Origin of the sequence: Rathayibacter sp. KR2-224 (assembly GCF_049446075.1) — a bacterium.
GTDB lineage: Bacteria > Actinomycetota > Actinomycetes > Actinomycetales > Microbacteriaceae > Humibacter.
This window is the reverse complement of the sequence record NZ_JBMSEB010000001.1, coordinates 2,336,165-2,359,778: the sequence shown is the minus strand read 5'-3', so window position 1 is coordinate 2,359,778 and position 23,614 is coordinate 2,336,165. Positions and strand designations below refer to the sequence as shown.

Genomic DNA, 23,614 nt, shown 5'->3' with positions numbered 1-23,614 from the left:
CTTGCGCCGGCTCAGCCGCGGTTCACGAGCTGCTGCAACGTCCAGCGATTACCGTCCGGGTCGCTGAAGGTGACGAACCGCCCCCACGGCTGGTCGTCCACCTCGCTCGCCTCCACGCCGTTGGACAGGAGGTGCTGGCGCGCGGCATCCGCATCGTCCACGACGATCTGCACGCCGCGCTGGCTGCCGACCAGCATGTCCGTGAGTCCCTTGCCGAACGCGATCGAGCATGCCGACCCCGGGGGCGTGATCTGCACGAATCGCACCTCGTCACTGACCGTCTGGTCGTAGTCGACGGGGAAACCGAGCTGATCAGCGTAGAAGTGCTTGGCTCGATCGACGTCGGAGACGGGTACGAAGACGAGTTCGATCTTCCAGTCCATGGTGCTTCCCTTCCCTGCGGCGGGCCGCGCGCGACCAGCCGATCCGTTCGGGCCTGACGGCCCTCGTTCTTTGATGGATGCCACATTATGTCGGTTTCAGGACAGTTTCGGTCCTGATAGCGAAGAGAATGGATGCATGGCTCCCACCGCGTCCCGAGTGCTCGAACTGCTCTCGCTGCTGCAGACTCACCGGCAGTGGCCAGGACCGGAGCTCGCCGACCGGCTCGGGGTCACCGAGCGCACATTGAGGCGGGACATCGACCGGCTGCGCGAGCTCGGATACCGCGTCGACGCCACCCGGGGGGCCGCCGGCGGCTACCGACTCGAGGCGGGCGCCCACCTGCCGCCGCTGCTCCTGACGGAGGAGGAAGCCGTCACCGTCGCCGTCGGACTACGTTCGGCGGCGGCCCAGGGACTCGTCGACGGGGAGCACACCACGTTGAGCGCGCTGGCCAAGTTCGAGCAGGTGCTGCCTCCCGCCCTGCGGGCGAGAACGGATGCCCTCGCCGGCAGCCTGCACATGTCGCCATCCGGGGGTGCACCCGTCTCAGCCGAGCTGCTCGGCACGCTCGCCATGGCGTGCCGTGATGCAGAGCGCACCCGCTTCAGATACAGCTCGGCAGACGGAACGGAGTCGCAACGCAGCGTCGAGCCGCACGCACTCGTCTCGTTCGGACGCAACTGGTTTCTCGTGGCGTGGGACCGCGACCGCGACGACTGGCGCACGTTCCGCCTCGACCGCATCGCCGACGTCTTCGGCACACGGGTGCGGTTCGAGCCGCGCACGATCCCTGGCGGCGACGCAGAGGGATACGTGCGCACGAGCATCCGTTCGGCCAGGGCGCCGCTTCGGGTGGACGTCGTGCTGCATGCGGACATCGACGAGATGCGTGCACGGCTCGGCGGATGGGGCTCGGGTCTCATTGACGAGGGCCAGGGCCGTTGCATCTGGCCGCTCTCCGGAGAATCCCTTGCGCACCTCGTCTCGGCGCTCGCCTGGGTGCCCGCCGACATCCGGTTCGAACTGCGCGGCGACCGTGCGCTCTTGAGCCGCGTCGCCAAGGCGGCGAGACGCCCCGCGGCAGCGGCCCGGGCGGCCGTCGCGTCGGTATAGTGCCACCATGACCGACGCAGCAGGTTCGCAGGCCGCCGACGACGGATCGCCCCGGCCGCTCATCGTCGGCGTCGTCGCCGACGTTCCGGATGTCGTGATCACCGAGGCCGTGGCTCTTGCCGGACAGCTGGGCGCCCCGGTCGTGTTCGCCACGGTCGAGCCACTGCGATATTCGATCAGCACGTTGCCCGACGGCTCGGTGCTGTCGATGCCGTTGGATCCCGACGTCGCCGATACGCAGGAGGAGACGTTCGACCCCGACCTGGTCGCGCGCATCCGTGCCCTCGCACCGCAGGCGCGTCCCGAGTTCGTCGCGCGAGCAGGAGACCCGGCCATCGAGCTCGCCCGTCTCGCGGACGAGCGCGACGCACGGGCGATCGCCGTCGGCACCCGCAAGCCCGGCTTCCGAGCGAGCCTCGAGGAGTTTCTCGCGGGCTCCATCGCGGTCGCCCTCGCCCACAACCAGGCGCGGCCGGTCATCGTCATCCCGGTGGCGCACACCGTCGAGGGCCACGACCCCGCAAGGCGCGTTCCGTCGTCCGACGCTTCGTGACGTCTCCTCCCGAGCACGCCGAAGAAGGTCGCCGGGCTCTGCCGCGCCGGCCTTTGCCGCTCCACCTGCAGCCGGTCGCCATGCTCCTGGTCTTCGTCGGCGGGTGCCTCGGCACCCTCTCGCGCTACCTCTTGGCACTCGCGATCAAACCGATCGCGTTGCCCCCGTTCAACTGGTTCCTCCTTGGCGGCATCCCGGTCGCGACGTTCATCGTGAACGTCGTCGGGGCGTTCCTCCTCGGCTTGCTGCTCAGCGCCATCGCCCGGCGAGGCGCGGAGTCCCGGCGTGGGCGCACTCTGAGACTCCTCATCGGCACGGGGTTCATGGGCGGGTTCACCACCTACAGTTCGCTCGCGGTCGAGACGATCGGCGTGGGCAGCCCGCAGAATCCGTGGTTCTCGGTCGGATACTCCGTGCTGACACTCGTCGTCGGGCTGGCCGCTTCGCTCGCCGGGATCGCGCTCGGGTCGACGCTGTCACGACCGCGGGCATCCGCCGGGTCGGCGCGAGGCACGTCGTGACCCCCGCGCTTCTGGCCACGTTCGTCGCTCTGAGCGGCGGCGTGGGGGCCGTGGCACGGTTCGTACTCGACGGCGTACTGCGTAGCCGACTGCGTTGGCTGGTGCCGGCCGGAACGCTCATCGTCAACGTGAGCGGCTCGCTGCTACTGGGCCTGATCACCGGACTCGCCGCGTTCCACGCGGCTCCGGACAACTTGCGAATCGTGCTGGGCACCGGCTTTCTCGGCGGCTACACCACGTTCTCCACGGCGAGTTTCGAGACCGCGCGGCTCGTCATGGAGCGCAAGGGAGTCGCATCCGTTGTCAACAGCCTCGGGATGCTCGTTCTCACCGTGCTCGCGGCCGCCGCCGGCCTCGCCCTCGCGGCCCTGTAGCCGCGGCCGCCCACCACCGCAGGTTGACTAGCGGCGAACTCGCCCACCACCGCAGGTTGACTAGCGGCGAAGCCGCGTATCGAAACCGGGCCACCGCTGACTGACCCCCCTTGGAGCCGCCGCCTCGATAGCCACCGGTCGGCCTACTCAGCCCGCGCACCCTTGTCGGTGCGCACGCTCCACCTGCCCTCGACTCGGGTGATCGTGAGCGGGTAGTCGAGCGCCTCGCTCACGAGTGATCCGGTGAGCACGGCATCCGCTTCGCCCTGCGCAAGTACGCGCCCGTCACGAAGCAGCATGGCGTGTGTCGTCGAGGCGGGCAGCTCTTCAAGGTGGTGCGTCACGAGCACGCTCGACAGGTCAGGATGCCTCGCCCGCAGTTCATCCACCCTGTCGAGCAGGTGCTCGCGCGCCGCGATGTCAAGGCCGGTCGTCGGCTCGTCGAGCAGCAGCAGGTGCGGGTCGGGCATGAGGGCGCGGGCGATGAGCGTGCGACCACGCTCGCCCTGCGACAGATTCGGCCAGCGCGCATCCCGCCTGGCCGTCATGCCCATGAGTTCGATGAGCTCGTCGATGCGGATCCGTTCGCGGGCAGTCGGCTCCCACCGCATCATCAGCTCCTGGGTGCCGGTGATTCCGGTGGCCACGACGTCTCGCACGGTCAGCGGCCCACGCACCTCGTGCCTGGGATTGACGTGCCCGAGGAGGGAACGCAGCTCGCGCAGGTCGACTCGTCCGAGGCGATTGCCGAGAACCTCGACCGTGCCGCTTGTCGGATGCTGCACCGCACCGAGCAGGCTCAGCAGCGTGGACTTGCCTGCACCGTTTGCACCGATCAGTGCCCAATGCTGGCCCCGATCCACCTCGAGCGAGATGCCGGAGAGGATGTCGCGCCCCTGCCGCACGAACGAGACATCGGACACGGTGAGGATGCGATCGGAAGGCAACGGCTTGGGCACCACACCATTGTTCCGGCTCTGCACCACCCACGGCGCCGCCCGCCGCCCCACCCGCCGGTACGGGCCGCCACTCAACCGGCGGTCAGGCCCGTCGCTACCCGAACGGGAGCATCAACGACGGGCGGCCGTCTCGCCGGCATGGCGCGGCAAGAGAGCGGCCTCGATCATCGGGAAGACCAGCAGAAGCGCGACCACGGCGAGCGCCCAGCGATAGCCGAGCCAGGCATCCGTCGGCGAGATCGCGGAAGCAGCGGTTGTCGTCAACCGCACGATGAGGGCGGCGACGGCGATGCCGATGCCTACGGCCACCTGCTGCATGGTCGATGCCAGTGTGTTGGCCGGCGTCATCTGGTCGCTCGGCACGTCTGCGAATTGCAGAGAGTTGTAACCGCTGAACCCGATCGACCGGAACACGCCGCTCAGGAACAACAGCAGGGCGATGGCCCAGATCGGCGTGGTCGGATCGATGAAGATGCACGCCACGTACACCACCGCGCCGGCCAGATTGCTGCCGACGATCACGTTCTTGAAGCCGAATCGGCGGATGAGCGGGGTGGTGACGGGTTTGATGGCGATGTTCCCAACGAACACGGCCCCGACGAGCAGGCCGGCCTGGGCCGCACTCCAGCCGAAGCCGACTTGGAAGAGCAACGTGAAGAGGAACGGTGCGGCGCTGATGATCAAGCGATACACGCCGCCGCCTACATTCCCGACACGGAATGTATCGATACGCAGTGCGGAGAAGTCGAGCAACGGATGCCTCGCGCGACGCATCCAGACCGCCCCCGCCAGGCCTGCTCCCGCGGCCACGACCAGGTACACGGCGGCCCACGCCCAGTTGGTCGAACTCGATCCCACCTCTTCCATGCCGAGAACGAGGGCACCGAGGGCAACGCCCGTGAAACCGAAGCCCGTCCAGTCCAGGCGTCGCGCTTCCGGCTGGGGTGTGTTCGGCACGATCTTCAATGCCGCGATGAAAGCGACAACGCCGAACGGAATGTTGATCAGGAAGATCCACGGCCAGCCGACCGTGTCGGTCAGGATTCCGCCGAGCGCAGGAGCGACCACGGGAGCGACGAGACCCGGCCACGTGAGGTAGGCCATGGCATCCAGCAGGTCCCGGCGGTCGAGCCCCCGCAGTACGGCGAGGCGTCCGACCGGCACCATCATGGCTCCACCGACGCCCTGCAACACGCGGGCCGCCGTCAGCTCGGGCAGATTGCCGGCGAGCGCGCAGAGAGCGGATGCCACCGTGAAGATCGCGAGGGCGGTCGCGAACACGCGCCGCTCCCCGAAGCGATCGGCGAGCCATCCGCTCACCGGAACGCACACCGCGACGGTGAGCAGGTAGGCGGTCATGGCGACGTTGAGGTCGACGGCCCGCACGCCGAAGTCGTGCGCCATGGCGGGCGCCGCGGTCTGGATGATCGTGCCGTCGAGGTTCTCCATCGAGAGCCCGACAGCGGCAAGCAGCGCCAGAGGTCTGTTCAGGGTCGCAGATCTCGGCACCGTGCAAGTCTGCCCCAACTGCTCGGTGCGAGACGCCCCGCAACGGGCAGGCTGAGTGTTTGCGCCAGTTCGCATTGCTTGCGCCGGCTTACCTGGCGCAAACACGAAACCCTGGCGCAGTAGTGGCGGTGCCGCCGCCTCAGCCGAGCAGGCGCTCGACCTCGGCCAGCAGGATCGCGGTGCACAGTCCGTCGAGCGCCTCGACCAGCTCGGCAAGCGGAGGCATGGTCGGCGCGATGCGGATGTTCGCATCGCGCGGGTCCTTCTTGTACGGATACGTCGACCCGGCAGGGGTGACGGCGATGCCGGCGTGGGCGGCGAGCGCGACGGCTCGCGCGGCGCATCCGTCGTGCACGTCAAGGCTCACGAAGTAGCCTCCGGACGGCGCGGTCCAGGTGCCGGCCTCGTACGGCGCGAGCCGTCGCTCGAACACCTCGGAGACGGCGGCGAACTTCGGCGCAATGAGCTCGCGGTGAGCCAGCATGTGCCGTTCGAGACCCTCGGCATCCTTCAGGAACCGCACGTGGCGCAACTGGTTCACCTTGTCCGGCCCGATCGACTGCACCGCGGAGTGGCTCAGGTACCACGACACGTTGGCGGGCGACGATCCGAGGAACCCGACGCCTGCCCCGGCGAACGTGACCTTCGACGTCGACGCGAATACGAAAACCCGGTCAGGGTTTCCGGCTTCCGCGGCGAGGGAGAGGATGTCGATCGGCTCCGGCACGTCATCCGTGAGGTGGTGAACGGCGTACGCGTTGTCCCAGAAAATGCGGAAGTCTGCCGCGGCCGGCAACGACACGAGCGCCCTGGCGACCTCTTCGCTGTAGATCGCGCCCGTGGGGTTCGAGTGCACAGGCACGCACCAGATGCCGCGAATGGTCGCGTCCTCGGCGAGCAGTCGTTCGATCTGCGCGATGTCGGGGCCGGCATCCGTCATGGCCACCGGGATCATTCGGATGCCCAGGTGCTCCGTGATCGCGAAATGACGGTCGTAACCCGGCACTGGGCACAGGAACGAGATCGTCTCCTCGCGCCCCCACGGCCGCTCGCTTTCGGGAAAGCCATGCAGCATCGCGTTGACGATGACGTCGTGCATGGTGGTCAGGCTGGAGTTGCCGAGGGCGAGCAGCTGCGGAACCGGAACGCCGAGCACGCCGGAGAAGATCTCGCGTAGCTCGGGCAGACCCTGCGGGTTTCCGTAGTTGCGGGTGTCGGCTCCGGCCCTGTCGCGATAGTCGTCTTCGCCGGGAAGCGAGAGCATCGGGTTCGCCAGATCGAGCTGAGCCGGAGACGGCTTGCCCCTCGTGATGTCAAGCGAGAGCCCGCGCGCGACGAGCGCGTCGTAGTCTGCGGTCAGCTGCGAATGCAGTTCGCGCAGTTCGGCTGTGGACAATTCGGCGAGGGCTGTCACCCTTGAATCGTAACGAGCCAGGCATGCGCCCGGCTCCATGCGTGAGAGCTACGCCGCGGCATCCCCGTACTCGGCCGAGACGACGATCGGCATGTGGTCCGAGTCGCCGCGCGGAAGGGTCTCCACGGCCTGCACGTCGAGGCCGGCGGAGGTCACGAAGTCGAAGTGGCCCTTGAAGAACTTGTAGCGCGTGTAGGTCTTGCGGTCGCTGAGCGACATGTCGTAACCGGATGCCCTGACGCGCTCACCGAGGGACTGGGTGAAGAACGGGTAGTTGTAGTCCCCGACCATGAGCGTCGGCACTCCGTGTCCGAGGCGGAGCAGCTCGGCGTGAGCGGCGCGGATCTGGGTGCGCCGCAAGGAGTTCAGAGCTGTCAGGGGCGCGGCGTGGAACGAGGCGACCACGACCTCGTGCCCGGTGGCGGCATCCTTCAGGAGCGTGCCGACCAGGCGCTCGTGGGCGGGCGCGAGCACGCGGTCGTGCAGCGACTTCTTCAGCTCGTAGGTGTCGGTCTCGCGCAGCTCGAAGCGGTCCATTCGGTAGTAGACCGCCAGACCCAAGCGGTTGCGCTTGGTGGAGTCGGCGAGGGTAAGCGTTCCGACCTCGTTCGGCAGGGCTGCGGTGTCTGCCTCCTGCAGGCACATGACGTCGACGGACGTGGATGCCGCCAGGTCAAGCAACTCGCCGGTTGCGCGATTCTTCCGGAGGTTGTAGCTGAGTACTCGTATCAGGGCGATCACTTCTTCTTCGCTGCGGACCGGTGACGCGATGATACCCGGGCAGCGTTAGCGCCAGGTGAACCCACGGGGATGCTACGGGGGACGGCGACCCCGGCATGTCGTCGTGCTCGGCGTCGCTGCGCCTCGTCGGATGCCGCGCGTAGCGTTGGCCCATGAGCATGCCAGATGACGCCAAGGCCACCCTGCACACCGCGTTGCGGCGGCTGCGCGCAACGCTGCTGGTGAAGGTGGACGGGCTGGGGGAATATGACGCCCGTAGACCCATGACGCCCACGGGCACCAACCTGCTCGGACTCATCAAGCACACGGGCAGCGTGCAGTTGGGCTACTTCGGGGAAGTGTTCGACCGCCGTGAGGACTGGGTGGTTCCGTGGCTCGAGGACGACGCCGACGATGACCGCGACATGTGGGTTCCCGCGTCGGAGACGCGCGCGGAGATCCTCGACTTCTTCGACCGCTCCGCACGACACAGCGACGCCACGATCGACGAGTTGCCGCTCGACGCACCGGGCATCGTGCCCTGGTGGCCAGAGGAGCGGCGGAACGTGACGCTGCACGGCATCCTTGCGCACGTGGTGCAGGAGTTCGCTCGTCATGCCGGCCATGCGGACATCCTCAGGGAGACGATCGACGGCGCAACGTGGAACGACAACCGGCACCCGGTTCAAGACGACCCCGGGTTCTGGTCGGACTACACGCGTCGCATCGAGGCCGAGGCGCGCGCTGCCGAGACGGGTGCACAATCCGCGGGCCCGCACTCGACGCTCGGCTGAGGATGCCGCGGCCCGCGCCGCCGCAAGTCGTCGCTACTCCGGGCGCTCGTCTTCGACCCAGTCGAACGTCTTCGTGACGGCCTTCTTCCACGTGCGGTACATCCGCTCGACGCCGTCGCGGTCCTCCGTCGGCTCCCAGCGCGCGCCCTCCTGCCAGTTCGAGCGCAACTCATCGCAGTCGGTCCAGAATCCGACGGCCAGCCCGGCGGCATACGCGGCGCCGAGAGCCGTGGTCTCTGCCACCGTCGGGCGCACGACCGGGATACCCAAGACATCCGCCTGGAACTGCATGAGCAGGCCGTTTGCCGTCATGCCGCCGTCGACCTTGAGCTCGCTCAGCGGTGTTCCGGTGTCCTGCTCGACCGCCTCCAGCACGTCGCGGGTCTGATACGCCGTCGATTCGAGCGCCGCGCGCGCGAGGTGCGCCTTGGTGACGAAGCGGGTCAGGCCCACGATCGCGCCGCGGGCGTCCGGCCGCCAGTATGGGGCGAACAGGCCGGAGAAAGCGGGAACGATGTAGGCGCCGCCGTTGTCGTCGACGGATGCCGCGAGCCGCTCCACCTCTTTCGCCTCTCTGAAGAAGCCGAGGTTGTCGCGCAGCCATTGCACGAGCGAGCCGGTGACCGCGATCGAGCCCTCCAGCGCGTAGCGCGGCGCCTTCTCGCCGAGGCGGTACGCGACCGTGGTGATCAAACCGTTCTCGCTGTGCACGATCTCCTCGCCCGTGTTGACGATGACGAAGTTGCCCGTTCCGTAGGTGTTCTTCGACTCGCCGGCATCGAACGCCGCCTGCCCGAACGTCGCCGCCTGCTGGTCGCCGAGGATGCCCGCGATCGGCGTCTCCCGCAGCAGACTGTGCGACTCGGCTTCGCCGTACACCTCGCTCGACGAGCGGATCTGCGGCAGCATCGACCGCGGCACCCCGAAGACCTCGAGGATGTCCTCGCGCCAGTCCAGTGTCTTCAGGTCCATGAACAAGGTGCGAGACGCGTTCGTCACATCCGTCGCATGGACTCCGCCCGCCGCGCCCCCGGTGAGGTTCCACAGCAGCCAGGTGTCCGTGGTGCCGAACAGCAGATCGCCGCGTTCGGCGCGTTCCCGTGCGCCGTCGACGTTCTCGAGGATCCACGCGATCTTGGTGCCGGCGAAGTAGGTGGCGAGGGGCAGGCCGACCGCGTCCGAGAACCGGCGTGTTCCGCCGTCGGCGGCCAGGCGATCGACGATGGGCTGCGTGCGCGTGTCCTGCCAGACGATCGCGTTGTAGACCGGCTTTCCGGTGTGCTTGTCCCACACCACTGCCGTCTCGCGCTGGTTCGTGATGCCAACCGCGGCGAGGTCGTGACGTGTGATGTTCGCCTTGCTCAGAGCGATGCCAACGACCTCACGGGTGTTGCGCCAGATCTCCATCGGATCGTGCTCGACCCAGCCCGCCCGCGGGAAGAGCTGGCGGTGCTCCAGCTGCCCCACCGCGACCACCTGCGCGGCATGGTCGAACACGATCGCCCTCGTGCTCGTCGTTCCCTGGTCGATGGCGAGGATGTGCGTCGGCATTTCGAAAGGCTAAGGGACTCGGGCGGGCGCCGTCACGGGTTGGCCCCGCTTTACGAGGGATCCTCATGGGCGTAACGTGTGAGCCACGTTCACGGTCGCGCCGACGATGTCGCGACCCGACGAGGACGCCGGCGTCCGGCGGAAGGCGCGTCCAGCCCCGCCGGCGCCGTGCTCTGTCTGGGACCTGCCGCAGCGCCGCGCCCGCGATCGTCGGTTGGTGCAGCTACTGTCGGGATGCCCCCGAGAGAGACACCCATGCCTGCCAAGATTCCCGCACGGTCACGCGCTGCCGTTCGCACGACCATAGCCGCGCTACTGGTCGCGGCCGCGGGCATCCTTCTCGTCACGTATCTGGCGAATACGCAAGGATCGCCGGGCGCCTCCGCAGGGCAGAGCTCGCAGGATGCGAGTTCCCAGGAATCGGTGCCGGGGACGGCCCCGACCGCCGGTACTGCTCTCGCGGTGCTCGCGACCATCCCGGTCAAGGGCAAGGCGCCGCATACGGGCTACGACAGGGTCGGCGACTTCGGCGCGGCATGGAAAGACGTCGACGGCAACGGCTGTGACACCAGAGACGACGTGCTCGCGCGCGATCTCACCGACGTGGTCAGGAACGGGCAGTGCAAGGTGCTCTCCGGAGTGCTCCGCGACCCGTACTCGGGCAAGACGATCGACTTCGTGCGCGGCGAGCGCACCTCCGCGCTCGTGCAGATCGATCATGTGGTGCCGCTGTCGAACGCCTGGCAGACCGGGGCGCGGCAGCTCACGCAGCAGCAGCGCGAGGCGCTCGCGAACGATCCGCTCGAGCTGCTCGCCGTCGACGGACCGACCAATGAGAGCAAGGGCGACGGGGATGCCGCCACGTGGCTGCCCGCGAACCGCTCCTTCAGGTGCGCGTACGCCGCCAGACAGGTGTCGGTGAAGGCGGCGTACCGACTGTGGGTCGTTCCCGCGGAGCACGACGCGCTCGCGCGCATCCTCGACGGATGCCGCGCGCAGCCGGCTTGGACGTCGACGCTCGCCCCGACCGTGGGGTTGGGCTAGCGCCCTCCACCGTCGAGCTCGTCGACGATCTGCTGCACGTAACGCGCCCGGGTCTCCATTCGCTTCACCAGGGCCAGCTTGGTGAGGGCTGCGCGACGCACGCTCGGGCTCCAGGCATCCCAGGCCGCTCGCACACCGGCCGCCTGGAGAGCGGATTCGAGGTCGTCCGGCACGACGAGCGCCTCGGGGCCGTCCAGAACCGCCCACATGCCGTTCGCCTTGGCGGTCTCCACCTGGCGGCGTCCGGCATCCGTCATGCGCCCCTCGGTCTCGAGTCGGGCGACGCGTAGCTTGTTGCTCCCCGACCACGGCGATCCGGGACGCCGCGGTGAGAACCACATGGCGGAGCGCAGTTCGTCGATCGTCTTCGCCTGGCTATCGATCCAGCCGAAGGCGACCGCCTCGACGACCGCGTCCTCGTATGAGATCGTCGGCCGCCCCGTTCCCGATCGCCAGAACACGAGCCAGACGCCGTCCGAGTCCTCGTGGCGCGACGACAGCCATTCGCGCCACTCGGCGACCGTCTCGGGGTGCACGCGCTCGGCATCGTCGCGGGGCATCTCCTCACCATAGTGTCCGCACGCGGCCCCCAGCTTGTTACGCCGTCTGGCCTTCGAGGTAGGCGGCGAGCGCCGCATCGACGGTCTCGTGCCGAAAACGGAAGCCGTCGTTCAGCAGCGCGGTGGGAAGCATCCGCTGGCTGCTCAGCACGAGTTCTTGGGCGGCATCCTGCAGCGCGAGACGTAGTGCGAACGCCGGAGCGGGGAACCAATACGGCCGGTGCAGGTCCCTGGCGAACGTGCGCATGAACTCGGCCTCGGTCGCCGGCGTCGGCCCCGCGAGGTTAACCGGTCCGCGTAGTTCGGAACGGGCGATGTGGTCGATGGCCGCCACCTCGTCGTGCAGGCTGATCCAGGGCCACCATTGTCGTCCCCCGCCGATCGGGCCGGCGAGTGCGGCCAGAGCGAGGGCGCGCAGCGGCGGCATCGCGCCGGCTGGGCCCACCACGAGGCCCGTGCGCACGAACGCGACGCGTGTGACCTCGGACGCCCGCCACGCCTCTTCCTCCCACGCCTTCACGACCGCGGAGAGAAAACCTGTTCCGCGCGCCGAGTGTTCGGTGAGCTCCTCGTCGCCACGGTCGCCGTAGTACCCCACCGCCGATCCGCTGATGAGCACCGCCGGCGGGCGATCAGCCGCGAGGATGGCGTCGGCGATGGTACGCGTCACATCGAGCCGGGACTCGAGGATCACCTTCTTATATGCAGGGGTCCATGGCAGGCGGGCCGTCGGCGCTCCCGCGAGACTGACGACGGCATCCGCCCCGCTCAGCACAGCTGGATCGAGGATGCCCGCGTCCGGCTCCCAGCGCACCTCGCCCTGCCCCTTGGCCGGACGCCGCACCAGACGCACGACCTGGTCACCTGATGCCTGCAACCGCTTCGCCAGCGCTCCTCCGATCATTCCTGAGGCGCCCGCGATGACTATGCGGCGCGGCGGAACACCGGTGCCGTTCGTCGTCTCTGTCATGAGTCCTTCCCGCACCGGCCCCGGCAGATGGTGCGAGCGCTGCAACAAGCATCCGTCAATCAGTCGGCAGCCACCTGCACGGCGACAGTGCAGCGTCATGAACTGCCTCAGGCCGCCCCTAGGACAGGCTCCGTCGGCTCCTTTCTCAGTCGCCTCTAAAATGGATCTTCACGTGCTCCCAAACGCCCGATCCTCGAAAGGGGACGCACCCATGCCCGATCAGAACGCGCTCGATGCCGTCATCGCCCTGGCCCGCCACCGCGGGTTCGTCTTCCAGTCGGGCGAGATCTACGGCGGGTCGCGTTCCGCGTGGGACTACGGTCCACTCGGCGTCGAGCTGAAGGAGAACATCAAGCGGCAGTGGTGGCAGACCATGGTCACCGGCCGCGACGACGTGGTCGGCCTGGACTCGAGCGTGATCCTGCCCAAGCAGGTGTGGGTGGCATCCGGTCACGTCGGCGTCTTCAACGACCCGCTCGTGGAATGCCTGCACTGCCACAAGCGGTTCCGCGAGGACCACCTCATCGAGGCGTACGAGGCCAAGAAGGGCCGCGCGCCGGAGAACGGAATGGGCGACATCGTGTGCCCGAACTGCGGCACGCGCGGCCAGTGGACGCCGCCGCGGGACTTCAACATGATGCTGGAGACCTACCTGGGCCCGGTGAAGGATGAATCCGGGCTGCAGTATCTGCGCCCCGAGACCGCGCAGGGCATCTTCGTGAACTTCGCCAACGTGGTGCAGGCATCCCGCATGAAGCCGCCGTTCGGTGTCGGCCAGATCGGCAAGAGCTTCCGCAATGAGATCACGCCGGGAAACTTCATCTTCCGCACGCGCGAGTTCGAGCAGATGGAACTCGAGTTCTTCGTCGAGGCAGGCGACGACGAGAAGTGGTTCGACTACTGGATCGACACGGCCTGGAACTGGTACATCGACCTCGGCGTCGACCCGATGAATCTGCGCCGATACGAGCATCCCAAAGAGAAGTTGTCGCACTACTCGAAGCGCACGATCGACATCGAGTACCGGTTCGGCTTCACGGGCGGCGACTGGGGCGAGCTGATGGGTGTGGCCAACCGCACCGATTTCGACCTGTCGACGCACGCCGAGCACTCCGGCAAAGACCTCTCCTTCTTCGATCAGGGTCGTAACGAACGCTTCGTTCCCTACGTGATCGAACCGGCGTTCGGCCTCACGCGATCGCTCATGGCGTTCCTCGTCGACGCCTATCACCAGGAAGAGGCGCCCAACGCGAAGGGTGGCACCGACATCCGCACCGTGCTGAAGCTCGACCCGCGCCTATCGCCCGTGAAGGCGGCGGTTCTGCCGCTCTCTCGCAACGAGAGGCTGTCTCCGCTCGCCCGCAAACTGGCATCCGATCTGCGCAAGCACCGCAACGTCGAGTTCGACGACTCAGGTGCCATCGGGCGTCGCTACCGCAGGCAGGACGAGATCGGCACACCGTACTGCGTCACGGTCGACTTCGACTCCCTCGACGACAACGCCGTAACGGTGCGCGACCGCGACAGCATGGGTCAGGAGCGCATCCCGATCGAGGGGCTGGATGCCTACCTCACGGAGCACCTGAAGGAGCGCTGACCGCTCGCCGCGGCTGGGGGCCATGTAACCGCACGCGTAGTCTTCGTCACTTCGCGCGATCCCAGTGCTTGCGCCACTTAGCGGCAATTGCGCCCGAAAGAGTGGCGCTCTCACCGTAAAGTGGCGCAATCAGCGGGCTGGAACGCAAGGCAGCGGGCTGGAACGGGAGGCAGCGGTATACCGATCCAGCAAGCCATTACCGAATCCTGACATTCGCGGAAGGTGCGGTGAACATTGCCGGTGTTGCCTGGCAGCGTGACGAATACACCAGGTGACGTTCCATCGACCGACACGCCGCAGGCACCGCAGGCTGCCCCTCCGTCCCGGCCGCCGCACCGGAATTGGCGCATCCCGCTGATCGTCGCGGTCGCCGTGGTGAGCGGGCTCGCCATCGCAGGAGCTTCGTCGGCGACCACGCTAGCCTTCAGCGCGGCATCCGCTCCGCAGCCTGTGACGACGCAGTCGGCGTCATCCGTGAACACCTCGGGCTTCCCGCACGGCGGCAAGAACCCCGGGATCTTCACGGACCGCTGCGCGGTCACGAAGACGGAGCCGGACGACCCCATCATGATGCCGGGCATGGACGGCGCATCGATGCAGCACAACTTCTTCGGCTACACCGAGCCCACGGCGTCGACCACGACGTCCGATCTCGTCGGCAAAGCCACATCGTGCACAACTACGGCGGACTCCTCGGCGTACTGGCTCCCCGTGCTCTACCAGAACGGCAAAGCGCTCACGCCGTCGGCCGCGCTGATCTACTGGCGCGCTCCCGCGGCATCCGCCAAGCACGTGCAGGCCATGCCGCAGGGCATCACGATGATCGCGGGTGACGAGACCGCGACGGCGCCGCAGAACGACAAGATCATCGACTGGACCTGCACCCAGGGCAAGGACCAGAAGACGTCCGCACGATCGGATGCCCCGCACGACTGTGCCGACGGCCGCGACCTGCGCCTGATCGTCACGTTTCCGAACTGCTGGGACGGCCACACCCTCGGTGGCAAGGGCCAGCAGAACGTGCTCTACGCAGACAAGAGCGGCACGTGCCCGTCATCTCATCCCGTGCAGATTCCGCAGATCGTGTTCCACGTGAGCTATCCGACGCACAGCGGCAGCGGCATCACGCTGTCGATCGGCCCGAACAACCAGGGCCCCGCCACGACGGGTCACGCCGACTTCATGAACGGATGGAACGAGGCGCGGATGCAGGCAGACACGGCAGCGTGCATCGACACCCAAACCAGGTGCGGGCCCGTGAAAGGTGCGGATGCGACGCCCCAGGGCGGCAAGGCAGTCCAGGGCGGCAAGGCCGCCCAAGGCGCCGCCGGACGCCAGCGGAACGCGAAGCAGCACCACATGTCGGGAACGCACGGCTCGACGACTGTCCCGACGCCGATGCCCTCGATGTGAGAATGTGAGGAGCGCCGGTTCAGCGCCGCGGGTCCACGTGCGCCTTCGGGCCCGGTCCGGCCCCGGCGGGTCGCTCGCCGGCCAGCACGGACTCCACCAGGCCGAGGCCCACCGTCGCCGCTACGAGTGGTCGCGCGTCGACCGCGCCCGACGCGAACCCCTCGATCGCGGCTTCCAGTCCAGGGGAAGCGCTCAGGATGCCCGTCGCCGCGACATCCTTCAGCAGCAGCGTGCGCGTGTCGACCAGGTTCGGCTCGTCCGCGATTCCGATGAAGACCAGGCGACCGCCCGGCTGCACGAGCTCGGCGGCCCTTGCCGCGGTGGAGGCGTCCGTCGCCGCGTCGATCACCGAGTCGTACGGCTCGTCGGGCAGCCCAGCCCAGCCTAGCGAGGCCGCGAAGCCGAGCGAGGCGGCGAAGTCGACGGATGCCTGCGAGACCCCGACCAGACGAACCTGGCATCCGGCAGCACGCACGAACATCGCCGCGAGCAGACCGATCGTGCCCGGTCCGACCACGAGTACGCGCTCCACGTTCCCGGCTGTCGCGGCCACCAGAGCTGCCCGGGCCGCGCGGAGGGCGTTGCCGGCGGGTTCGACGAGCGCGCCCGACACGTCGTCGACGGTGTCGGGGAGCGCGTGCAGCGACGTGGCCGGCACCGCGATGCGCTCGGCAAGAGCCCCAGCCCGGCCTCGCCTGATGCCGACTTCCTCCCGGTCGACGCACACGTGCTGTCGCCCGGTGCGGCACAACCGGCAGTGGCCGCAGCCGAGCATGGTGTCGCCGATGACGCGGCGTCCCAGCCAGGCGGCATCCACGCTCCGCCCGAGCTCGGTGACGACGCCCATCCATTCGTGGCCGATCCGCATCGGATACGACGCGTTTCCGTCGTGCAAGTAGGCCATGTGCCCGGTATAGAACTCAACGTCGGTACCGCAGATGCCGGCCCGCTGCACATCGACGACCACCTCACCGGGTGCAGGGACGGGTTCGGGTACCTCGGCGACCTCGGCCCGTCCGGCTCCCGTGATGACGAACGCTCGCACCCTCGCTCCCGTCCCGTAGCGTGGGCCACGTCAGCGTCGACTCTAGAACGTGCGGCCTCGGCCGGTTATCGACGGTGCATTCATCCCCACCACGAGACGCGCATCACACCCGCGAGAATGGACGGGTGACGGAGACGATGCGTGCGGTCGTGTACGCCGCGGTGGGCGAGAACCCCAGGATCTCCGAGGTTCCGATTCCCGCGGCCCCGGTCGACGGTGCGCTGATCAAAGTCGAGGCGACGGGGGTCTGTCGCTCCGACTGGCATGCGTGGCGCGGTCACGACCCCGTTCCGCTGCCGATCATCCCCGGACACGAGTTCGCCGGCACGGTTGCCGCAGTGGGCGCCGAGGTCTCGCGGTTCGCCCCAGGCGACCGTGTCACAGCGCCGTTCGTGAACGGCTGCGGTCACTGCGAGTGGTGCCGTCGGGGCGACGCGCAAGTGTGCCCAGACCAGACCCAACCGGGTTTCACGCGCGACGGTTCGTTCGCCGAGTATGTGATCGTGACAGCCGCTGACACGAACCTCGTCGCGCTTCCGGATGCCGTGGGTACCGATGCCGCCGCGGCCCTCGGCTGCCGCTTCGCGACCGCGTTCCGGGCACTCACCGTGCACGGGCGGGTGGGCCCGGGTGACGAGGTAGCGGTCTTCGGATGCGGCGGCGTCGGTCTGTCCGCAGTGGTCATCGCGACGGCCCTCGGTGCGCAGGTGACCGCCGTGGACATCTCGGATGCCGCACTCGAGCGGGCGCGCGACCTCGGCGCGACCCACGGCATCCGTTCCGGAGCGGACGCTGCCGACCTCGAACGGGCCGTGCGCGAGGCGACGAGCGGAGGCGCCCACATCACGATCGACGCCATGGGGTCCGCTGACACCGCGGCATCCGCCGTGCGCAGCCTGCGCCGCCGCGGAACTCACGTGCAGGTCGGCCTGATGCTCGGGGCGGCCGCGCGGGCACCGCTCCCCTGGGATCGCGTGATCGCCTGGGAGCTCAGTGTCGTCGGTTCGCACGGGATGAGCGCCCGGGACTACCCGGCCATGCTCGAGCTGATCGTCGAGGGCCGTCTCAACCCTGCCGCGCTCATCGGGTCGGTCACCGACCTCGAGGGTGCCATCGATGCTCTCGTGGGCATGGATGCCCCGCAACCGGCGAGCGCCGGCATCGTCATCGCCCGGCCGTGACCATGACCTCGGCACCGACGTGCTGCCGCATGAACAGCGCTGCCCGGTCGAGCGCCTGATCCGCTTCGTCGAGCGTTCCTGCGTACGTCTGGAACACGTGCGGCACGTCTGCCGTGACGTCGAGGATCACGTCGGCTCCGGCCTGAATCGCACGGTCAGCCAGGCGCACCGAGTCGTCGAGCAGCAGCTCGTTGGTGCCGACCTGCAGAAGGATCGGCGGAAGGCCGGTCAGGTCGGCGTGAACCGCGGGGGCGAGCAGTGGCTGCTCGGGGTCCTGTCCGGCGAGATACAGCTCTCCCGCTCGCCGCATGTCCTCAGGCGTGAAGAAGGGATCGATGCCGTCCTTCGTCACCATCGAGGCACCGCTGCGCGTGTGATCGAGGCCGGGCGAGAACGCGACGATTCCGCCCGGCATCGGCATTCCGGCATCACGCGCGGCCAGGCAGGTGGTGACGGTCAACCCGCCGCCTGCCGAGTCGCCCGCGAACACGATGGATGCCGCATCCACACCCCGTGAGAGCAGCTCTTCGTACGCGGCCACGCAGTCTTCGATGGCCGCGGGGAACGGATGCTCCGGCGCAAGCCGGTAGTCGAACGAGAACGCACGCATGCCCGTGCGCGTGACGAGGTGCGCCGTGATGGCGATGGCCGTCTTCGGAGATCCGAGCGAGAACGACCCGCCGTGGAAGTAGAGGATCGTGCCCGGCCGGGCATCGGTCTCAGGTTCGACGAGCACCGCCGGCCGACCGGCAAGCTCCGTGGGCGACTGACTCACCCCTGTCGGCACAGGGAACGACGCCATCAGTTCGGCGAAGTTCTCCCGCATGACCTGCACCGAAGGCGTTCCGGATGCCTTCTCCGGCTTCCCAAGCGCCTCGCTCAGCGCCCGTCGTTGTTCTCTGCTCACGAGATCCTCCCGATCGGTGATGACATCTATATGCCTCGGCATGTTCTTCATAGACTGTATGCCGTGGCATCTACATCTGCAAACGCCCGGGTCGACCGATTCTTCGACGACCTTGTGAGAAGCGAGACGCGTCTCTATAACGCCGTCGGCGAGGCGCTTCGGGCCGAGCACGGCATCGTGACGTCGCAGTTCGAGATGCTGCGCTTCGTGCGCGACCACTCGGACTGTCGGGTGGCTGAGATCGCGATGTACTTCGCGGCAGGTGTCGGTGCGATCAGCAAAGGATGCGACCGCCTTGAAGCGCGCGGCTGGCTCATGCGCACGCCGAATCCTGCCGATGGCCGGTCGTCTCTGATTCGCCTCACCGACGACGGCGCGGGGTTGGTTGCGGATGCCGAGCGCACCTTCCGCAAGCAGCTCGCTGCGCTCATCACGCCCGTCCTCGACCCGGAGCAGCTGGATGCCGTTGCAGCCGCGGTGGCTGCCCTTCGGAGCGCGCTGCAGGATCAGGGCTTGGGCACGCCTGCGGGGTAGGTCGACCCGCCTACGCGGTCACGTTGGCGCTGTCCCCGCCGGTGACGGCGAGGCTCGTTCCCGAGACCATCGCACCGGCAGCCGAGGCGAGGAACACGACCGCGGGCGCGACGGCATCCGGTTCGAGCCAAGGAACCCGCAGCGGAAGCTTCGCGGCCAGCCCCTCGGCCGCCTTCTGCTCGTCGGCCTGCTCGTCGCCGGAAGGCGTGCCGCCACCGACGCGGATGGCCTGCGCGTACCGGTCCTCGTGCCTGGTGAGCGCGGTGTCGATCAGCCCAGGCACGAGTGCGTTCACGGTGATGCCATGCGGCCCGAGTTCGAGCGCCGCCGACTTCATCAGGCCGATGATCCCCCACTTCGACGCGGAGTAGGCGGCGCCATCGAGCGTGCCGTGCTGTCCTTGGGTGGACGAGGTCAGGATGATGCGGCCGCCACCTCGCTCGACCATCGCCGGCGCGAACGCTCTGATCGCGTTCGCTGTTCCGGTGAGGTTCACGTCGATGATGTCGTGCCAGTCGGCATCCTCCATCTCCAGCAGCGAGGCGAACGCCTGGATTCCCGCGTTCGCGAAGAGGATGTCGATGCCTCCGAATTCCTGCACCACGCGGTCCCGAACCTCCCGCAGCCGCCCGAGATCACGCTGATCCGCGATCTCGCCGAGCCACCGCCTTCCGCACTCCTCCACCGCCGAGCCGGTCTCGTCCAGGTCGTCGGGCGTGGCGGGCGGAAAAGTATTGCGCGACCGCCTTCTTACCCGCCAGCGCATCCGCTGCGAACGTGTTCATGGCACCCCGATTCCTAGCGTCGATCCGTCGCGCGGGAACGTAACACCGCGATTCGCGATCCGGAACCCCGTGCGTGCGACACGGACAGCCCTTCGAGTGCCATGGGTTCGGTGCGGGAACTCTCGACCTATGCCAGGGCGCGGAGCGAGTCTCGGTGTGCCGCAACCTCGTCGAGCACGTACTCGATGAGCGGCCGCGCGTCGCCTGACCTCACCCACTCCTCGTAGCCGGCGTAGTAGGCGCGCACTCCTAGATCCGCGAGCATCCCGGCGGCGCGTGTGTCGCCGATCCTCGACGCCACCGCTTCGTACAGGGCTGCGGTGATCGCCGCGCGCTTGAACGCGGCACGTTCGCGCAATTCCTCGCTGTTCTCCAGGACCGGGCCGAGAGCCTGGCCGATATGCCGATTCTCCTCGGTGTGAGCCCGTGACAGATTGCGGATGCCTGCGATCATCAGCTCCACAGCCCCAGAGTCGGGAGGTGCCTCCTCGACACCCGTACGCACGAGGCCGACAAGCGCGTCCTGTGCTTGGAAGACGATCTCGGGCTTGTCCTTGAAGAGACGGAACAGGGTCGTCTTCGTCACCCCGGCTCGTTCCGCGATCTGCGCCGTCGTCGTCGCCTCGTACCCACGCTCGGTGAAGAGTGTGATGGCGGCGTTCAACAGCCTGCCCGAGGCATCCGGCTCCCAGCGACCCATGAGGCCAGCTTAAGTGATGTGACTCAGTAACGTCATGCATGTAGAGTGATGTTACTTAGTCACATCACAGCGGAACCGGGCCCACCGCCCGCCGCCGCGAAAGGAGAACCGACATGCGCGTCTTCGTCACTGGAGCCTCCGGCTGGATCGGACGAGCTCTCATCCCGGAACTTGTCGCGGCGGACCACGAGGTGGTCGGCCTCGCCCGCTCCGAGGCCTCCGCCGAGAAGGTGCGGGATCTCGGGGCCGCAACGGTAATGGGCGATGTGCTGGACCACGAGCTGATCGTCTCCGAGGCATCGAAGGCCGACGCGACCGCCCATCTCGCCTTCACACTCGACTTCTCGGAATTCGAGTCGGCTGTCGACAACGAAGTCGCCCTCTTCCAGAGGCTCGGCGAAGCGCTTGCCGGAAGCGGCAAGGCCGTCTTCGCCGCCTCGGGCACACCGATCCTTCCTGGGCGGGTGGCGACCGAACACGACTTTCTCGACCCCCATGGCCCGGCCGGCCCGCGCCGCAGAACAGCGGATGCTGTTCTCGCGCTGTCGGAGCGCGGGATCCGCTCCGGACTCGTACGAATGCCTCGATCCGTGCACGGCAGAGGCGACCGGAACGGCCTCATCAGCGCGCTCGTGACGCTCGACCGCCAGCTCGGCGCTGCGGCCTACGTCGGCGACGGGCAGAATCGCTGGCCCGCCGTTCACATCAGCGACGCCGGCCGGCTGTTCGCCCTCGCACTCGAAAAGGCTCCGGCAGGGTCGGTGCTGCACGCCGTCGGAGAGGAAGGGGTTCGGATGCGTCAGGTCGCCGAAGTCATCGCCGCTAAGACGTCTCTCCCCGCCGGACCCGTTGATCCCGACCGGCTCGGCATGTTCGGGGAGCTGCTCGGCGGCGACCAGCCGGCGTCCGCAGCGCTTACCCGCGAGTTGCTCGACTGGGAACCGACCGGGCCGACGCTGATCGAGGACCTGGAGGCCGGGTACTACACGGAATAGCGTTCGTCGCATCTCCGAGGCCGAGCCCGAGCACACGCGAGCGAGGAATGGCCCGGGGTCGCGAACGAAGCGGTGCTTCGCGTCCGCCCCGAGCATACAAATGAGGAAAGCCCCCGGTTCCGGGGGCTTTCCTCATTTGTGCGCGAGGGGGGAGTTGAACCCCCACGCCCTTTCGGGCACACGGACCTGAACCGTGCGCGTCTGCCTATTCCGCCACTCGCGCTGACACGTCGACACTCGCGTGCCAACCCAGCGAGATTAGCATGCACGCTCAGCCGATGCCATTTCGCCCAGACCCGGTCCTTCCCGCGGATCTGTCGCCATTGCACAGGCGGACCTCACCCCGCGTGCAACTGCGCCCGATGTGGGTACCGCGTGCCGACATCCCGCCCACCCTGTGGCCGCCACCCACAACAGATCCATCGCTGCTCTGCACCGCCCGGGCCCAGAACGCGCATCTCGGCAGATCCGACGAGCCCGACGCACGCCCCGTGCCCGCAGGGGTCCTTCACACTGTGTGCGGCTAACATGCACATAGTCGTCAGGCAGATCGGGAGACCTGTGGGGATTCTGGACAATTTCGAGAAGGGTCTCGAACGCGCCGTCAACGGTGCATTCGCGAAGACCTTCCGGTCCGGGCTGCAGCCTGTCGAGCTCACCAGCGCGCTCCGCCGCGAACTCGACACGAAGGCCGCGGTCGTCACGCGCGACCGCATCCTCGCCCCAAACGACTTCACGCTGCTGCTCGCACCGAACGACTACAAGCGCATGCGCGCTATGGGTCCCGCGCTCACCGACGAACTGACCGACTTCGTGCAGCAGCACGCGCGCAAGCAGCACTACCAGTTCGCCGGCGGCATCTCGATAACGATGCAGCCCGACGACTCGCTCTCCACCGGCATCCTCCACGTCGAGTCGCAGAACGTGAAGGGCGACGTCGCCTGGGTGCCGGTGCTCGACATCGCAGGCAAGCGCTACCCGCTGACGAAGGGCCGCACGGTCGTGGGGCGGGGCCGAGAGGCCGACATCACCGTGGATGACACGGGCACCTCCCGCAAGCACATCGAGATCGCGTGGGACGGCTCACACGCCCAGGCCCGCGACCTCGGCTCCACCAACGGATCCCAGTTGAATGGCCAGCCGTTCAAGAAGGCGGTGCTCGAGCCCGAGTCGGTCATCACGATAGGACGCACGCGCATCGTATTCAGGGTGCTGCCGCAGACATCCGCTCGCAAGCCGCGCCAGGCAGAGCCCGACGACGTCACCCGAAGGCACGACATCGACGGATTCTGGCAGCGATGACCGTCAGCACCCTCACCCTCTTGGTGCTGCGCATCGGGTTCCTCCTGCTGCTGTGGCTGTTCGTGTTCGCCATCGTCTACGCCCTGCGCAGCGACCTCTTCGGGCAGCGCGTGCGCAAACTGCAATCGGATGCCCAAGCCGGGCCGTTCGCGCACGTCACCCCTGCCGCGGCGGGCGCCGCCCCCCCGCACACGCCCTCCGCGGGCGTGCCGACGGCCCCCACGACAGGCATCGGCCTCGGCGATCTGGACACCTCCGACCATCCGCTCGCGGGCCTGGCCCGCCCCATGACAGGACCCGTGCAGCAGCCGGTCACGGATGCCGGCCGCTCGGTGAGCGACGAGCCCACCGGTTCGTTCCGCGGCGGCTTTCCCAATCGCCCGATGGCAACGGTGCTCACGGCCAACAAACTCGTCATCACGTCTGGCCCGCGCAGGGGAACCGAGGTGGCGCTCGGCACCGAACCCATCACCATCGGCCGCTCCTCCGAGTCCGGCCTCGTCATCCGCGACGACTACACATCGACCCACCACGCGCGGCTCATGCTGTGGAACAACGAGTGGATGATCCAAGACCTCGACTCCACCAACGGCACGTACCTCGACGGCAAGCGCGTCACCGTCCCCACTCAGATCCCACTCAACGCACCCATCAAGATCGGCACGACGACCTTCGAGCTTCGGCGGTAG

At 68.0% G+C, this 23,614-nt stretch carries 25 protein-coding genes and 1 tRNA gene; 13 read left to right on the top strand and 13 right to left on the bottom strand.

Annotated elements, in window-relative coordinates; genetic code table 11:
• Positions 1 to 11: 11 nt before the first annotated feature.
• The gene (locus ACO2Q7_RS10860; protein ID WP_423355616.1) at positions 12 to 383 is read right to left on the bottom strand and encodes a glyoxalase superfamily protein; all 372 of its coding nucleotides are present in this window, start codon (positions 381 to 383) and stop codon (positions 12 to 14) included.
• 136 nt (positions 384 to 519) lie between these two features.
• Between ACO2Q7_RS10860 and ACO2Q7_RS10855 the strand changes: the two genes are divergently transcribed.
• From ACO2Q7_RS10855 to crcB, 4 genes are read left to right on the top strand one after another with little or no spacing between them, the layout of a single operon-like run.
• Positions 520 to 1,497: a helix-turn-helix transcriptional regulator gene (locus ACO2Q7_RS10855; protein WP_423355615.1), complete on the top strand. Its 978-nt coding sequence runs from the start codon at positions 520 to 522 to the stop codon at positions 1,495 to 1,497.
• 7 nt (positions 1,498 to 1,504) lie between these two features.
• The gene (locus ACO2Q7_RS10850; protein WP_423355614.1) at positions 1,505 to 2,050 is read left to right on the top strand and encodes a universal stress protein; all 546 of its coding nucleotides are present in this window, start codon (positions 1,505 to 1,507) and stop codon (positions 2,048 to 2,050) included.
• Positions 2,047 to 2,571, top strand: a complete 525-nt coding sequence (locus ACO2Q7_RS10845; RefSeq protein WP_423355613.1) for a fluoride efflux transporter FluC — start codon at positions 2,047 to 2,049, stop codon at positions 2,569 to 2,571. The genes ACO2Q7_RS10850 and ACO2Q7_RS10845 overlap by 4 nt, the downstream gene beginning before the upstream one ends.
• A complete protein-coding gene (crcB, locus tag ACO2Q7_RS10840; RefSeq protein ID WP_423355612.1) occupies positions 2,568 to 2,945 on the top strand; it encodes a fluoride efflux transporter CrcB in 378 nt (125 codons plus the stop codon). The genes ACO2Q7_RS10845 and crcB overlap by 4 nt, the downstream gene beginning before the upstream one ends.
• A 143-nt stretch (positions 2,946 to 3,088) precedes the next feature.
• On the opposite strand, the gene ACO2Q7_RS10835 is transcribed toward crcB, so the two are convergent.
• The 4 genes from ACO2Q7_RS10835 to ACO2Q7_RS10820 form a co-directional block, all read right to left on the bottom strand.
• Positions 3,089 to 3,904 (bottom strand): ABC transporter ATP-binding protein, encoded by an 816-nt coding sequence (locus ACO2Q7_RS10835; protein ID WP_423355611.1) that lies wholly within the window; start codon positions 3,902 to 3,904, stop codon positions 3,089 to 3,091.
• Between the two features lie 111 nt (positions 3,905 to 4,015).
• Positions 4,016 to 5,413 carry an MFS transporter gene (locus tag ACO2Q7_RS10830; RefSeq protein ID WP_423356010.1) on the bottom strand — a complete coding sequence of 466 codons (1,398 nt, stop codon included), beginning with the start codon at positions 5,411 to 5,413 and terminating at the stop codon, positions 4,016 to 4,018.
• 139 nt (positions 5,414 to 5,552) lie between these two features.
• A complete protein-coding gene (locus tag ACO2Q7_RS10825; protein ID WP_423355610.1) occupies positions 5,553 to 6,827 on the bottom strand; it encodes an aminotransferase class I/II-fold pyridoxal phosphate-dependent enzyme in 1,275 nt (424 codons plus the stop codon).
• Between the two features lie 48 nt (positions 6,828 to 6,875).
• A complete protein-coding gene (locus tag ACO2Q7_RS10820; RefSeq protein ID WP_423356009.1) occupies positions 6,876 to 7,556 on the bottom strand; it encodes an endonuclease/exonuclease/phosphatase family protein in 681 nt (226 codons plus the stop codon).
• Positions 7,557 to 7,720: 164 nt separating this feature from the next.
• Here ACO2Q7_RS10820 and ACO2Q7_RS10815 point away from each other — a divergent pair, with 164 nt between their 5' ends.
• Positions 7,721 to 8,341, top strand: coding sequence for a DinB family protein (locus tag ACO2Q7_RS10815; RefSeq protein ID WP_423355609.1), 621 nt, complete (start codon positions 7,721 to 7,723; stop codon positions 8,339 to 8,341).
• 33 nt (positions 8,342 to 8,374) lie between these two features.
• Here ACO2Q7_RS10815 and glpK read toward each other — a convergent pair whose 3' ends face one another.
• The gene (glpK, locus tag ACO2Q7_RS10810; RefSeq protein WP_423355608.1) at positions 8,375 to 9,892 is read right to left on the bottom strand and encodes a glycerol kinase GlpK; all 1,518 of its coding nucleotides are present in this window, start codon (positions 9,890 to 9,892) and stop codon (positions 8,375 to 8,377) included.
• A gap of 255 nt (positions 9,893 to 10,147) precedes the next feature.
• Between glpK and ACO2Q7_RS10805 the strand changes: the two genes are divergently transcribed.
• Positions 10,148 to 10,936, top strand: a complete 789-nt coding sequence (locus tag ACO2Q7_RS10805; RefSeq protein ID WP_423355607.1) for an HNH endonuclease family protein — start codon at positions 10,148 to 10,150, stop codon at positions 10,934 to 10,936.
• Here ACO2Q7_RS10805 and ACO2Q7_RS10800 read toward each other — a convergent pair.
• Together ACO2Q7_RS10800 and ACO2Q7_RS10795 are read right to left on the bottom strand one after the other, a co-directional pair.
• A complete protein-coding gene (locus tag ACO2Q7_RS10800; RefSeq protein ID WP_423355606.1) occupies positions 10,933 to 11,496 on the bottom strand; it encodes a YdeI/OmpD-associated family protein in 564 nt (187 codons plus the stop codon). The genes ACO2Q7_RS10805 and ACO2Q7_RS10800 overlap by 4 nt on opposite strands.
• 37 nt (positions 11,497 to 11,533) lie before the next feature.
• The gene (locus ACO2Q7_RS10795; protein ID WP_423355605.1) at positions 11,534 to 12,466 is read right to left on the bottom strand and encodes a TIGR01777 family oxidoreductase; all 933 of its coding nucleotides are present in this window, start codon (positions 12,464 to 12,466) and stop codon (positions 11,534 to 11,536) included.
• A gap of 211 nt (positions 12,467 to 12,677) precedes the next feature.
• Between ACO2Q7_RS10795 and ACO2Q7_RS10790 the strand changes: the two genes are divergently transcribed.
• Entirely contained in the window at positions 12,678 to 14,063 is a 1,386-nt protein-coding gene (locus ACO2Q7_RS10790) for a glycine--tRNA ligase (RefSeq protein WP_423355604.1), read from the top strand.
• 255 nt (positions 14,064 to 14,318) lie between these two features.
• Positions 14,319 to 15,476, top strand: coding sequence for a DUF1996 domain-containing protein (locus ACO2Q7_RS10785; protein WP_423355603.1), 1,158 nt, complete (start codon positions 14,319 to 14,321; stop codon positions 15,474 to 15,476).
• 19 nt (positions 15,477 to 15,495) lie between these two features.
• Here ACO2Q7_RS10785 and ACO2Q7_RS10780 read toward each other — a convergent pair whose 3' ends face one another.
• Positions 15,496 to 16,521: a zinc-dependent alcohol dehydrogenase gene (locus ACO2Q7_RS10780; RefSeq protein ID WP_423355602.1), complete on the bottom strand. Its 1,026-nt coding sequence runs from the start codon at positions 16,519 to 16,521 to the stop codon at positions 15,496 to 15,498.
• A 137-nt stretch (positions 16,522 to 16,658) separates the two neighbouring features.
• On the opposite strand from ACO2Q7_RS10780, the gene ACO2Q7_RS10775 reads away from it, so the two are divergent.
• The gene (locus ACO2Q7_RS10775; protein ID WP_423356008.1) at positions 16,659 to 17,702 is read left to right on the top strand and encodes a zinc-dependent alcohol dehydrogenase family protein; all 1,044 of its coding nucleotides are present in this window, start codon (positions 16,659 to 16,661) and stop codon (positions 17,700 to 17,702) included.
• On the opposite strand, the gene ACO2Q7_RS10770 is transcribed toward ACO2Q7_RS10775, so the two are convergent.
• Complete coding sequence (locus tag ACO2Q7_RS10770; RefSeq protein WP_423355601.1) at positions 17,686 to 18,660, bottom strand: alpha/beta hydrolase; 975 nt, start codon at positions 18,658 to 18,660, stop codon at positions 17,686 to 17,688. The two genes, ACO2Q7_RS10775 and ACO2Q7_RS10770, sit on opposite strands and share 17 nt — an antisense overlap.
• 12 nt (positions 18,661 to 18,672) lie before the next feature.
• Between ACO2Q7_RS10770 and ACO2Q7_RS10765 the strand changes: the two genes are divergently transcribed.
• Positions 18,673 to 19,143: a MarR family winged helix-turn-helix transcriptional regulator gene (locus tag ACO2Q7_RS10765; RefSeq protein WP_423355600.1), complete on the top strand. Its 471-nt coding sequence runs from the start codon at positions 18,673 to 18,675 to the stop codon at positions 19,141 to 19,143.
• A 10-nt stretch (positions 19,144 to 19,153) separates the two neighbouring features.
• On the opposite strand, the gene ACO2Q7_RS10760 is transcribed toward ACO2Q7_RS10765, so the two are convergent.
• Entirely contained in the window at positions 19,154 to 19,909 is a 756-nt protein-coding gene (locus ACO2Q7_RS10760) for an SDR family NAD(P)-dependent oxidoreductase (protein ID WP_423355599.1), read from the bottom strand.
• 146 nt (positions 19,910 to 20,055) lie between these two features.
• Positions 20,056 to 20,628, bottom strand: a complete 573-nt coding sequence (locus ACO2Q7_RS10755; RefSeq protein ID WP_423355598.1) for a TetR/AcrR family transcriptional regulator — start codon at positions 20,626 to 20,628, stop codon at positions 20,056 to 20,058.
• Positions 20,629 to 20,741: 113 nt separating this feature from the next.
• On the opposite strand from ACO2Q7_RS10755, the gene ACO2Q7_RS10750 reads away from it, so the two are divergent.
• A complete protein-coding gene (locus ACO2Q7_RS10750; protein WP_423355597.1) occupies positions 20,742 to 21,623 on the top strand; it encodes an SDR family oxidoreductase in 882 nt (293 codons plus the stop codon).
• A gap of 139 nt (positions 21,624 to 21,762) precedes the next feature.
• On the opposite strand, the gene ACO2Q7_RS10745 is transcribed toward ACO2Q7_RS10750, so the two are convergent.
• Positions 21,763 to 21,846, bottom strand: a tRNA-Leu gene (locus ACO2Q7_RS10745).
• 338 nt (positions 21,847 to 22,184) lie between these two features.
• On the opposite strand from ACO2Q7_RS10745, the gene ACO2Q7_RS10740 reads away from it, so the two are divergent.
• The gene (locus ACO2Q7_RS10740) at positions 22,185 to 22,925 is read left to right on the top strand and encodes an FhaA domain-containing protein (RefSeq protein WP_423355596.1); all 741 of its coding nucleotides are present in this window, start codon (positions 22,185 to 22,187) and stop codon (positions 22,923 to 22,925) included.
• Positions 22,922 to 23,614, top strand: coding sequence for an FHA domain-containing protein FhaB/FipA (locus ACO2Q7_RS10735; protein WP_423355595.1), 693 nt, complete (start codon positions 22,922 to 22,924; stop codon positions 23,612 to 23,614). Before ACO2Q7_RS10740 ends, ACO2Q7_RS10735 begins: the two co-directional genes overlap by 4 nt.